Here is an 11,853-nt window from a genome sequence, read left to right as displayed (position 1 = left end):
ATATAATTGAAACGGAAAGAGCATAATTCGACATCAGCTATACAGAAGTCACATATAGAAGTAGGTGCCATCATGCAAAAACTTACACAGAGATTTGCGAATCTGTCCGCTTTTGGCATGTTCCTCATTCTCGCCATGGGTGCGCTCGTAACAAAGACCGAGGCCGGCAGAGGCTGCGGAGACGACTGGCCGCTCTGTAACGGCAAATTGATCCCGGCTTATACGATTTCATCTTTTATTGAATACAGTCATCGATTGGTTGTCGGCATCGTGACATTGATCTTGGTCGTTACGTTTTATCTGGTGTTCCGCTATGTGAAGCGGGCAGATGCCAAATGGTTTATTAGCGGTACGGTCTTGATGACGCTCATTCAAGCAGGAATGGGCGCTATGGCGGTCATATGGCCGCAATCATCGCTCGTGCTGGCGCTGCATTTCGGTCTCTCGCTGCTGGCTTTCGCCTTCGCGCTGCTGCTTTCGCTCGTCTTTACGCCCTTGGGGCAATATCAGCAAGACCGCAAGATTCGCACCGGTTTTAAAGTGCTGGTATGGATCACGGCAATCTACAGCTACGTTGTCGTTTACCTCGGCGCTTTCGTACGTCATACCGTTTCCTCGGGAGGATGTTCCGGGTGGCCGCTGTGTAACGGTGAAGTGATTCCAGAGCTGAGCGGGGCAACGGGAATTGTGTTTACGCACCGTGTTGCTGCGCTGCTGCTGTTCTTCTGCATTTTGTTCCTATACCTGCAAGCCAAGCGTCAGTACCAAGCTTCAGACCGATTAGTGGCCGGCAGCAAATGGTCATTGATCCTTGTCCTGATGCAAGTGTTGAGCGGGGCTGTCGTGACCTGGTCCATGGGTAACGATGTGGCCTACTTATTTACGGGAATGATCCACGCTATTATTATCGCTTGTTTGTTTGGCTTTTTATGTTATTTATGCGTACTGACGCTGTATGACCGCAAGGGGCAGTCCCATCCGGGTTGAAAAAGACCTAGGGACGGTCTCTTTTCTTTGCTTTAACTGCAAAATATGCATGGCACAACCAATTCAGCATAGCCCAACCCAGTGCAGTCTATTCCTGCGTCTTATCCCATGCCTCATTCATTTCATGTAAACCCCATCACTCTTATCAAAGGTGGAACGCTAAATGGTACCGACTAACTTACGAGCTTTTCTTGAAATTTTACGCCGCGAAAAACAATTGATTGAAATATCCGCTCCGGTGGATCCGAATCTGGAGCTGGCCGAAATTCATCGCCGCGTCATCGACGAGCAAGGTCCGGCGCTGCTCTTCACCAACGTCAAGGGCAGTTCCTTCCCGGTTGTTACGAACTTATTCGGTACAACGCGGCGCGTTGATCTGGCATTCGGCCCGAAGCCGGAACAGTTTATGAAAGCGGTTGTTAACGCGACAAGCACGTTGATGCCGCCTACGCCCAAAGCATTGTGGGGCGAACGAGATCTTATTTTCGACCTGCTTAAGGTCGGAACGAAACGGATACAGCCGAGCCAAGCGCCGATTCTTGGCGCCATCAAGCGGGACAACCCGCTCGCCGGACTGCCTGTCCTGACAAGCTGGCAGGAGGATGGCGGCCCGTTTGTGACGCTGCCGCTCGTGTATACCGAGCATCCGGACGGAGGTCATCATAACCTGGGCATGTATCGCATGCAGGTGTATGATGACCGGACGACAGGGATGCATTGGCAAATCCATAAAGGCGGCGGCTTCCACTATCACGAAGCCGAGAAGCGCAATAAGGCGCTGCCCGTCACCGTGTTCCTGGGAGGGCCGCCTGCGCTCATCGCTTCGGCAATTGCGCCGGTGCCCGAACACCTGCCCGAGCTGATGCTCGCATCGCTCATCCTCGGGCAGAAGCTCCCCATGGTGGACAACCCCCATGGGGGGCACCGCCTCGTCGCCGAGGCGGAGTTCGCGATATGCGGTTCCGTCCCGCCGCATCTGAGACGCCCCGAAGGGCCGTTCGGCGACCACTTCGGGTATTACTCGCTCATCCATGATTTCCCTGTCTTCAACGTGAATCATGTATGGCACCGAAGAGACGCGATCTACCCGGCGACGATCGTCGGCAAACCCCGCCAGGAGGATTACTTCCTCGGCGAATTCCTGCAAAGACTGCTTGAGCCCGCTTTTCCGATGGCGATGCCGGGGGTCAAAGACCTGTGGACGTATGCAGAGACCGGGTTTCACCCGCTCGCCGCTGCCGTCGTCCGCGAAAGCTACAGCCGTGAAGCGCTGGGCACGGCGTTCCGCATACTCGGAGAAGGTCAGCTGTCGCTGACCAAGTTCCTCATCTTGACGGATCAGCCGGTCGTCTTGGCGAACTTCACGCAGCTGCTCGAAACCGTTTTGGAACGATTCGATCCGCATCGGGATTTGTTCATTTTCAACAAAACATCGCATGATACGCTTGACTATACGGGCGGCGAGCTCAATCACGGCAGCAAAGCCGTGCTGCTCGGTACGGGCAATCCCGTACGCGAGCTGCCGAGAGCGTACATCGCAGGCGAGCTGCCGGAAATTCAAGATATCGCCGTCTATTGCGGAGGATGTCTGCTTGTATCCGGCGCAGCTTATTCAGATGAGCCCGAGCTGCCCCAGCGCCTTCTGGCCAATGCGGCCAGCCGCTTGACCGATTGGCCGTTGGTCATACTCGTTGACGATGCCGGCGGCATCGCATACGATCAAACCAAATTCCTGTGGACGGTATTCACGCGTTTCAATCCTGCGACGGATATGTACGCGCTGTCGAGTGTGAATCGACACCATATCTCGTATGAACTTCCGATCGTTATTGATGCCCGCATGAAGCCGGGTTATCCGGACGAGTTGTTCCCCCGCGAAGATATCGTGGAGCTTGTCGATTCGCGCTGGAAGGAATATTTCGCATGAGCCCGGACCGTCTAAATAAGCTTTATCCGCATGCGGGTTTCGTTCTCGTCTATGTGCTCTGGGGTATCAATCTGACTTCGATGAAAATCGGGGGCACCGAATGGGACCCTCTTGTTTTTAATGGGTTGCGATTTGCGAGTATGATTCCATTGCTATGGGTCTATACTTACTTCTATTATCGTTCGAATGCGCTCAAGATCCAGATTGCTCCGCGTGATATAATCCTGGTGTGCGGCTTGGGCATACTCAACGCGGTTGGGATGGAGGCGATGCTGCAGTACGCGCTGCAGTTCTCCAACTCAGCCAACGGTGCGGTCCTAGGACGAGGCTTCATGCCTGTCATCACGGTCGTCATCGCTCTGCTCGCCCGGCAAGTTAAGCTGTCATGGCGTATCTTCGTTGGCATCCCACTCGCGCTGTTCAGCGTGATCATCATTGTTTCGGGCGGAGCAACCGGTTTTCATCTCGGCGCCGACACCATGAAAGGAGATATCCTGCTGCTCTTGCGCAGTGTGATGGGAGCGATTTATCTAATCGGGATGAACAGGCTTGTGCATCGCTACCCGCTGACGCTTCTGATTTCACTCGAGATGACGGCAGGTGCCTTATCCTTGCTGCCTTTCGTGTTATGGCGGGCGGATGCCGCATATTTTACAGCCATTTCGGCAACCGGATGGATAAGCCTCATCTATACCTCGCTTTTAGCAACAGCGCTTGGCTTCTCGATTCACAACTGGAGTCTTGCGCGTCTGGGGCCATTCAAATCATCTGCTTACGGCTATTTGCTGCCCGTTACGGCTGCCATTCCAGGGTATTTTATTTTGCATGAATCGATATCGCTTTATCAGTATATTGGAGGAGCCGGCGTTCTAACCGCTATGTATCTGGTGCAACGGGATCGCACACAAACCGTGCGGAGAACCGCATTAAGCGATCAGACGGCCAAGTTATAATCGTCATCTTCACAAAAAGGGAGTGTGCCCATGCTGCGCATCTTGTTTAACGAACCTAGACGCAAGGATAGCGGCCTTCTGCTTGAAACCGGCAATGCGGTCAAAAGCTATATCCGATTGCTGGAAGCGAACGAGCGAAGCGGCAGTACTTCGGCAATGATGAGGCACCATCGGCTCGCCATTTGGAGCAAAGGTTTTCTCGACGCCCTTGATGAGCTGGAGCAAAGCAAATATTGCTGCGAACGTTATGCGGAACATATCAGCAAAGCTTTTCTGGAAGAAATGAATCCGGCAGAGCTTGAAGACTATCATCGTTTCGTATATTTTTATAAGAATGCCTTTATCCGCCTATTTTCTATTCTCGACAAGCTCGGGGCTTTTATGAACGATTTGTTTGAAATGAAGACGGAAAGCGTTAAGGCCCGTTTTTCGTATTTCACCGTGTTGCGCCGCATGCATGAACATCGCATCCATGGCTCGCTTGAACTTCAGCTCTACAATCTCAAAATGGACTATAAAGCTGTGCTGGACCGGCTGCGCAATCAACGGAATATGGAAATTCATTATATGAATGCCGAAATGCTGGACGATCTGATGCAAAAAGAGCCCGTGCCGGGTGAACGCATTCATATCGAAAATGTAAAATCGAATGTTGCCGATCTTCAGCAGGGATTTGATATGGTATGCCGAACCTTAACAGTAGCGTTCAGTTATATGACGGCAAGCCATGCAAAGGGGTAAGAGGACCATGGATTTGAGAGGACGAACGGTTCTGATTACGGGCAGCGCCAAAGGTTTGGGGAAAATGACAGCGATTACGCTGGCGAATCAAGGCTGTCATGTTGCAGTCAATTATGTCAACAGCGAAGAGGAAGCGTCCTTGCTCGTCAAGCAACTGCAGCAGCTCGGCGTTCGAAGTATTGCCGTTCAAGGCGATGTAGCCAAGCGGGAGGACATTCTCCGGATGGTGGATGAAACGATCGCAGGTCTCGGACCGATTGATATTCTCGTGAACAATGCCGGACCTTTTTTCAGAGAAAGGCGCTTTTTTGCCGACTACCAGATGGATGAAATCGAATATTTGACACGCGGTAATTTGCTGGGCGTCATGGAGCTCGATCATTTGGTTCTGCCGATGATGAGAGCGCAGCGATGGGGGCGCATCATTCACTTTGGATTTGGGAAAGCAGCCGAAGCAAGAGGATGGACACATCGTGCTGTATATGCAGCCGCCAAGGTTGGATTGGTTTCTTTTACGAAGACGTTGGCGGAGGAAGAAGCTGCTAATGGCATTACCGTCAATATGATCTGCCCCGGGGATATCCGTGGCCGTAACAAGGAGCGTACGATGGAGGAAGCGCGTCAGGAGGCTGACGGTGAAACTCCGATTGGACGACCCGGAACGGGCGAAGATGTAGCAAGGGTGATTGGCTTTTTGTGTTTGCCTGAATCTGATTTCATCACGGGAAATATTATGGATATTTCCGGGGGCTTGGACCCGATTCAGACTTTGCCGGTGCTCAAGCAGCGCAAAGATTAATTCTTTTTTCTTGAAAATTTTGGAATAAACTATTAAAATGAAAACAATCGTTAAACGATGTGTGACTGGCGTAAACATGGAGCATAACCATGAGGGAGCGCATCGTTCATAGGCCGTACGCCTGGGCAAGCGTTTGATCATCGATCAGATGCTTTTTTTGTTTTCATAATTCCAAAGGGAGGGTGTATTTTATGAAAATGGCGTTTATCTTGTTCGATCAAATGACGACCCTGGATTTCATTGGCTTCTACGATGCGGTAACCCGGCTTAAATTTCTTGGACTGGGGAAAGATGTGAATTGGGATCTGTGCGCCACCACAGCCCAAATAACGGATGAACTAGGAGTATCCATGAACATTCAGCACATCCGTCCGGATCTCTCTGCATACGATCTAGTATTCATCCCAGGAGGCCGCGGTACCCGAACGTTACGATTCAATGAAGAATTCGTAAGCTGGATCCGAACAGCCAGAGATGTTCCCTATAAAGTTAGCGTCTGTACAGGAGCTTTGCTGTTAGGCGCTGCCGGATTTCTGGAAGGAAAACGAGCGACCACGAATCCTCCCGCTTATGAATTATTGGAGCCATATTGCAAGGAGGTCGTCAAAGCGCGCATCGTACGGGATGGCAACCTGATTACAGGCGGCGGGGTAGCTACCTCGATTGATTTGGGGCTTTATGTTCTGGAATTGTTAACCGATGCCGATACGGTTCGCGAGATTCAAGTCTCCATGGACTATCCTTATTATCGAACAGGGCAGCTGGATGCTGATTATCTGGTATAATGCAAAAAGAGCTTACCGCATGGTAGGCTCTTTTTTATGTGTAAGTCGATTAGAATACTTGAACGACTTCTTGAATGCCCTCTACTTCTTCAACCAATGCTCTCTCGATGCCAGCTTTCAACGTGATTGTTGAGCTTGGGCAGCTGCCGCATGCACCCATCAGTTTCAGCTTGACTACGCCATCTTCCACATCAACCAGATCAACGTCACCGCCATCGCGTTGGAGAAAAGGACGGAGTTTATCTAAAACCTCAAGGACTTCATCATAGATCACTTCTTTTGTTCTTTCGGACATTTGATTCATCTCCTTTCTTATTTTATTATAGTACAATACTAATCAAATGAAAATGGTTTTCAACTAATAACATAAGGTGGATTTCTATCATGAGACCTATTATTGAATTTTGTGCCAGCAATATGCACCATGGAACAGATAAAGTGATGAAAGCTCTGGAACAAAATCCGGACTATGACGTGATTGAATACGGCTGTCTCGGAAATTGCGGGCAGTGCTATATGGAACCTTACGCATTGCTAAACGGCGAGATTATTGCCGCATCGAACGCCGACAAACTCTACGAAAAAATTCTCGAAAAAATTAAGGAAATTGAAGCGATGTATGATCTTCTTGGTGACTGACAGATTTATCCGAAATGGCGTTTGGACTTCCATAACACGCCGCTTTTGATCGCGCGAGCGATTTTGCCGGTCATTAGCGTTCGTTTGCCCATGATGCCAAAGCCGGTCTTCTTGCCGAGGGAGCCAAGCGTTCCCCGGAGCTTGATTTTTCCCAGTTTCGGTATTTCATCTCTCCAGATGGAGAGCATCACTTCTGCTATTTGCTTACCTTGGGCTTGCGCGGCTTGTGCACTTGGCGAGAACGGAAGGGAAGCGCAGTCACCGACTACAAAAACCTCCGGATGCTCCGGAATTTGATGGTATTCGTTCAGTAAGATGCGGCCTTGTTTATCTTTGGGCACTTGCAGGGCTTGCACGACTGGCGTGGGTTGAATGCCTGCGGTCCAGATCGTCACATCGGTCTTAATGATTTCATCCTGATTGTACAAATCTCCGCCGTCTAGACGGACAAGGGAAACATGGGGACGAAGCTCGATATGATGTTCTATCATCCAATCACGCACAAACTGCTGCAAATTGCTCGGGAACGATGAAAGCAGGCTAGGTCCGCGGTCAATCAGCCGAATATTCAAATCCGGTCTGCTCTCGCGCAGCTCAGCCGCCATCTCAACGCCGCTCAACCCGCCGCCAACAATAGAGATTTGACCGTATGGAGCAATATCATTCACGCGCTGATACGTGTTGCGGGTTTGGGAAAGTGTTTGGATGCTGTAAGAATGTTCTTCCGCCCCAGGAATTCCATGATAATTGTCTACACAGCCGAGCCCGATGACTAACCAATCATAAGCCAGAGGCTCTTTGTCGGCAAATAGAATCTGCTTGTTAGCCAAATCTACTTCCGTAACCTCTCCATAGGCTAGTATTAATCGCGGGTCAACCGGATAAGCAACACGAATGTGCGTCTCCGCGATCGTGCCTGAAGCCAGTGCATAATATTCGGTTTTCAGTCCTTGAAACGGACTTCTATCCACGAGTACGAGCACCGTATCATCAGGCAAATCCTTCTCCAGCATGTTCAAGGCTATGGTCAGACCACCATAACCCCCTCCAAGAATGACAAACTTTTTCATTACGCCCAAAATCCCTTCTGATCTTCTTCATCTCTATGTGTTAGTATGACTAATAAACCTTGATTTCATTATAAAAGGTATCGCGTTCAACAGGGACACGGCCTGCGCCTTTGATCAGCCAAACAAGTTCGTCACGAGTCAGTCCTTCCGGAGACAAAGCTCCTGCTGCATGCGAAATGCGTTCTTTCACAATCGTTCCGTGAGCGTCTGATGCGCCGAAAGTGAATGACAACTGGGTCAGCTTCGTACCGATATTGATAAAATATGCTTTAATATGCGGGAAGTTATCCAGCATCAACCGGCTGATCGCGATGGTTTTCAATTCGTCGAACGCAGGAACCCGCTTTTTGAGACCGGCGTTTTTGCTTGCCGGCTGAATCGAATTCGGAATGAAAACTAGGAACCCGTCTGTCTCGTCCTGCAGCTCGCGAAGCAGCATCATGTGACGAATCCGTTCCTCCATCGTCTCAATCGAACCGTACAGCATGGTCGCATGTGTTTTCATACCGAGCTGATGTGCGTTCCGGTGTACGTCGAGCCATTCCTCGGACGATGCTTTTTCCACTTTCATTTTATTGCGATAGCGCTCCGTAAGAATCTCTGCGCCACCGCCTGGGAGTGTCGATAAACCGGCGTCCATGAGGGTCTTCAGCACATCCCGGAAGCTAAGTCCGCTAATGCGCGAGAAAAATTCAATCTCAGCCGCCGTATGAGCTTTAATGGTGACATCCGGATAAGCTTGCTTCAGCTGGCGGATGCAATCGACGTAATATTCGAACGGTAAATGCGGATTATGTCCCTGACTGATATGGAATTCCCGAATCTCAGGGTAATAGTTCTCAGCCACATATTCCAGCATCTGACCCGGAGTGAGCGTATAAGCGCCTTCCTCCCCCTCATCGCGGCGGAAATGGCAGAACGCGCAGCGCTCTTCGCATACGTTGGTGAAATACAAGCTCATATTTTGCACAAAATAAACCTTGTTTCCGTTCATCCGCGTATTTACTTTGTTCGCTAATTGACCAATGGTTAACAAATCGTCCGATTGATACAAAAATAGACCGTCTTCCAATGATAACCGCTGGCCATGATCAACCTTTTCGGCGATTTCAGCCATCCGTTTGTCCGGATTCGTGATCACAACGCTCATGTTTTCTACCTCCTTAGAGTTTTGCGGCAAAACTAACTGCGTAAGCATCCGCATATGTTGAATCATAATAAATGAGTACATACAAAATGGACGCATCCGGCATCGAAAGAAGCGAATGCGCTCATTTAATAAATAACGCGCAAGCAATCCATCCTATTATAAACCTACGAGTTGGGACGGGCAATATATACGTGGCGATAATCCGACAATCGACACAAATCCGTAAATCATTCATAGAATCTATTAAAACATATTCCCAATATTCCCAAATTCCTGTATACTAATCCAATGTGATAACGTGTGCAAAAAGGTGATTATATCGTGCAATCGATTTTCGTGACCGAACCTCAGGAACGATTGAATATAGAGATCGAGCAGCTTCGGGGCCAAATGGTTATATTGAGTAATGAATATGGCTTTCTTCATCCTGAAGTGCAGCAATGCAGCCAACAATTGGACGAGCTGCTCTTGCAGTACTATGCAATAAGGCGCGGGTAATTTCGAGTAGTTGCACTGCCCTTGAGCAATACGATGAATAAGAGTATACTAATTAGTAAGCGTATCGTATCGCTTGGGCTTACAATAGGAGGGATTTCCTTATGATTACCATTAGTGAATCAGCTTGCGACAAAATCAAGGAGCTACTCGCTTCTGAAGAATCACCGAACCTGTTCTTGCGTCTTGGCGTGAAGGCCGGAGGCTGCAGCGGCTTTTCCTATGGCATGGGTTTCGACGACGATCAGAAGGATGACGATAAAGTAATGACAATTCACGGCCTGAAGGTCGTAGTGGACGAAGACAGCTCCAAATACTTATATGGCGTTGAGATTGACTACTCGGATGCTGGCATGGGCGGAGGCTTCTCCATTAATAATCCGAACGCCGTAGCATCCTGCGGATGCGGTCAGTCGTTCAAACACAAGGAAGAAGAAGGTTTAGCTCAACCTTGTGAGGATTAAGAAGCGATAACATCCAGACTTTGATTTCTCAACCTTCCAAGTAGCCTTGGAAGGTTTTTTTGCATCTCTTAGCAAGAAATTTATCCTATCTAGATTCTTATATTGGTCAATCTATTATCAATGAACATAGTATTATATAAGAAGGGTAACCATGCAATAACAACAGTTACGGTATAAGTATTCAGAGAAAAGAAAGGAGGGAGGTCTTTGACAAGACAAGAGTTTATTCAATTGTTGGCTCCGATTGCCGTTAAGCTGCGTCTCGAGGGTTCATCCATTTACCCGTCGGTTCGGATTGCTCAGGCCATCTTGGAGACCGGCGGAAAAGTTAACGCGTGGAACAATTTGGTTGGATACAAGGTAGGGAATGGGCAGACCACACCTTACTGGCATGGAGACCGAGTATCGGCGAAAACATGGGAAGTTGTAAATGGGACTCGCTATGATAACGTACCGGGCGATTTTCGAGCTTATCGGAACATCGAAGACAGCTTCCGTGATCAAGATTTACTTTTTCAATTTTCGCGATACACGAGTGTGAGGCAAGCCAAATCTTCCGAAGAACAGACAAGAGCGCTGCAGAATAGCGGTTACGCTACAGACCCAGCATATACGAGTAAGCTGAACACATTGATTCAAACTTATCAATTAAAGCAATACGATCAGGAGGTAGCACGTATGCTTGAGGAGTTGCGGAAGCAAATCGAGGGTTTACAAAATCAGGTTAATGCGTTAGAAAAGCAGCTATCATTCGATGCTGTGCCGGGATGGGCTAAGGCAGCTGTGGATGCAGCAGTCGCTTCCGGTTTGATCGATACACCGAATGGCGGGAGCTACGATTTCTACAGATTGCTTACGGTACTTCATCGAAAAGGAATTATCTAATAAGAAAAAAGGCCGCGGTGTTGGGGAAACAAATTCCTTAGTACACCATGCGGCCTTTAATTTTGACATTCTCACCATACTTGGCTTTCATTAGTTTGGTCTGCTCTTGCATATAAGCATAAATCTCTTTCAAGCGATTTTTGCGAGGCTTGATTGTTTCCTTGATTTCCCCATTAACGACAATATCATAGACGATCATTTTTTTTGCTCCTCATAAGTTGATTTGAACTTTATACGATCATTGTAAGCTATGAATATTAAATGACGATTAATTTTGTTTTTCAATTTTGTGAACATGCTCAAGGTAATGTTAACAGAGAGTTAATATTTTCATATAAACTGATCATTTTTTTCTATCGGTATTTGGAAATTCAAGGATGTGCATAACTTTATGCACATTATCCCCTAGATGAATAAGCTGTTCGTGGTACATATCAACACATTACCCACAGGATATGCACAATTATCTGTGGATAACAGAACGGTTGTTCTATTTTTTTGTGCATGATAATATAATTACAAATTCTAGGATAAAGGTGATTCAGGTGAGACTAATTAGTGATGAAACATTGATCGACTCTTATTACAAAGCTCTGGATTTAAAGTTAGAGTCCGATTTCGTCGACCTGTTGCTCGCAGAAATAAAGAGGCGTAATTTAAAATTAAGCGTGTACGTAAAGGATGAGGCTCCACTTAACTAATGTCAGCTTCGCTTTATTCGCATGCTATGGTTTTATCTCATATTTGAACGGTAAAATTGTGATGGCAGTCGGGGCATGTACAGAGATGTATGCACAAGTGTTTGCGTACATCCTGAAATCCATTGGACATGGCTATATCATCGATTTCACGATACGGAGAATAAGGCCCGAGATAATCGTCGAATCTACCGCAATCATACGCTTGGTGCGTGCAAACCGGACACTCGGCTTCGAGCGCTTGCATGCCATTGCAAACC

At 48.2% G+C, this 11,853-nt stretch carries 15 protein-coding genes and 1 riboswitch; of the genes, 11 read left to right on the top strand and 4 right to left on the bottom strand.

Annotated elements, in window-relative coordinates; translation table 11 throughout:
* Nucleotides 1-72 precede the first annotated feature (72 nt).
* The 6 genes from ICC18_RS25250 to ICC18_RS25225 all read left to right on the top strand — a co-directional run bounded on the left by ICC18_RS25250 (nt 73) and on the right by ICC18_RS25225 (nt 6,192).
* On the top strand, nt 73-987 hold the full coding sequence (locus tag ICC18_RS25250) for a COX15/CtaA family protein (protein ID WP_188177232.1): 915 nt from the start codon (nt 73-75) through the stop codon (nt 985-987).
* Between the two features lie 163 nt (nt 988-1,150).
* A complete protein-coding gene (locus ICC18_RS25245) occupies nt 1,151-2,914 on the top strand; it encodes a UbiD family decarboxylase (protein ID WP_188177231.1) in 1,764 nt (587 codons plus the stop codon).
* Entirely contained in the window at nt 2,911-3,867 is a 957-nt protein-coding gene (locus tag ICC18_RS25240) for a DMT family transporter (protein WP_188177230.1), read from the top strand. The genes ICC18_RS25245 and ICC18_RS25240 overlap by 4 nt, the downstream gene beginning before the upstream one ends.
* Nucleotides 3,868-3,897: 30 nt before the next feature.
* Nucleotides 3,898-4,608 carry a Cthe_2314 family HEPN domain-containing protein gene (locus ICC18_RS25235; protein ID WP_188177229.1) on the top strand — a complete coding sequence of 237 codons (711 nt, stop codon included), beginning with the start codon at nt 3,898-3,900 and terminating at the stop codon, nt 4,606-4,608.
* Between the two features lie 13 nt (nt 4,609-4,621).
* Entirely contained in the window at nt 4,622-5,407 is a 786-nt protein-coding gene (locus ICC18_RS25230) for an SDR family oxidoreductase (protein WP_188177373.1), read from the top strand.
* Nucleotides 5,408-5,458: 51 nt separating this feature from the next.
* Nucleotides 5,459-5,541, top strand: a riboswitch (ZMP/ZTP riboswitch).
* A gap of 57 nt (nt 5,542-5,598) precedes the next feature.
* Nucleotides 5,599-6,192 carry a DJ-1/PfpI family protein gene (locus tag ICC18_RS25225; RefSeq protein ID WP_188177228.1) on the top strand — a complete coding sequence of 198 codons (594 nt, stop codon included), beginning with the start codon at nt 5,599-5,601 and terminating at the stop codon, nt 6,190-6,192.
* 49 nt (nt 6,193-6,241) lie between these two features.
* On the opposite strand, the gene ICC18_RS25220 is transcribed toward ICC18_RS25225, so the two are convergent.
* The gene (locus ICC18_RS25220) at nt 6,242-6,487 is read right to left on the bottom strand and encodes a NifU family protein (RefSeq protein ID WP_188177227.1); all 246 of its coding nucleotides are present in this window, start codon (nt 6,485-6,487) and stop codon (nt 6,242-6,244) included.
* A gap of 89 nt (nt 6,488-6,576) precedes the next feature.
* Between ICC18_RS25220 and ICC18_RS25215 the strand changes: the two genes are divergently transcribed.
* Nucleotides 6,577-6,831 carry a YuzB family protein gene (locus ICC18_RS25215; RefSeq protein WP_188177226.1) on the top strand — a complete coding sequence of 85 codons (255 nt, stop codon included), beginning with the start codon at nt 6,577-6,579 and terminating at the stop codon, nt 6,829-6,831.
* Between the two features lie 5 nt (nt 6,832-6,836).
* Here the strand turns inward: ICC18_RS25215 and ICC18_RS25210 are convergent, their stop codons facing one another.
* Together ICC18_RS25210 and mqnE are read right to left on the bottom strand one after the other, a co-directional pair.
* Nucleotides 6,837-7,901, bottom strand: a complete 1,065-nt coding sequence (locus tag ICC18_RS25210; protein WP_188177225.1) for an NAD(P)/FAD-dependent oxidoreductase — start codon at nt 7,899-7,901, stop codon at nt 6,837-6,839.
* A 49-nt stretch (nt 7,902-7,950) separates the two neighbouring features.
* Entirely contained in the window at nt 7,951-9,051 is a 1,101-nt protein-coding gene (gene mqnE / locus ICC18_RS25205) for an aminofutalosine synthase MqnE (RefSeq protein ID WP_188177224.1), read from the bottom strand.
* Nucleotides 9,052-9,372: 321 nt separating this feature from the next.
* On the opposite strand from mqnE, the gene ICC18_RS25200 reads away from it, so the two are divergent.
* From ICC18_RS25200 to ICC18_RS25190, 3 genes are all read left to right on the top strand, one after another.
* Nucleotides 9,373-9,549 carry an aspartyl-phosphate phosphatase Spo0E family protein gene (locus tag ICC18_RS25200; protein WP_312029605.1) on the top strand — a complete coding sequence of 59 codons (177 nt, stop codon included), beginning with the start codon at nt 9,373-9,375 and terminating at the stop codon, nt 9,547-9,549.
* A gap of 101 nt (nt 9,550-9,650) precedes the next feature.
* Nucleotides 9,651-10,010: a HesB/IscA family protein gene (locus ICC18_RS25195; RefSeq protein WP_188177223.1), complete on the top strand. Its 360-nt coding sequence runs from the start codon at nt 9,651-9,653 to the stop codon at nt 10,008-10,010.
* A 207-nt stretch (nt 10,011-10,217) separates the two neighbouring features.
* On the top strand, nt 10,218-10,895 hold the full coding sequence (locus ICC18_RS25190; protein WP_188177222.1) for a glycoside hydrolase family 73 protein: 678 nt from the start codon (nt 10,218-10,220) through the stop codon (nt 10,893-10,895).
* 37 nt (nt 10,896-10,932) lie between these two features.
* Here the strand turns inward: ICC18_RS25190 and ICC18_RS25185 are convergent, their stop codons facing one another.
* The gene (locus tag ICC18_RS25185) at nt 10,933-11,094 is read right to left on the bottom strand and encodes a mechanosensitive ion channel protein MscL (protein ID WP_188177221.1); all 162 of its coding nucleotides are present in this window, start codon (nt 11,092-11,094) and stop codon (nt 10,933-10,935) included.
* Nucleotides 11,095-11,350: 256 nt separating this feature from the next.
* Between ICC18_RS25185 and ICC18_RS34850 the strand changes: the two genes are divergently transcribed.
* Complete coding sequence (locus ICC18_RS34850) at nt 11,351-11,596, top strand: sporulation histidine kinase inhibitor Sda (RefSeq protein ID WP_376745667.1); 246 nt, start codon at nt 11,351-11,353, stop codon at nt 11,594-11,596.
* Nucleotides 11,597-11,853 lie beyond the last annotated feature (257 nt).

Source organism: Paenibacillus sedimenti, assembly GCF_014534655.1.
GTDB classification, from domain to species: Bacteria; Bacillota; Bacilli; order Paenibacillales; family NBRC-103111; genus Paenibacillus_E; species Paenibacillus_E sedimenti.
This window is presented reverse-complemented; position numbering and strand designations above follow the sequence as displayed.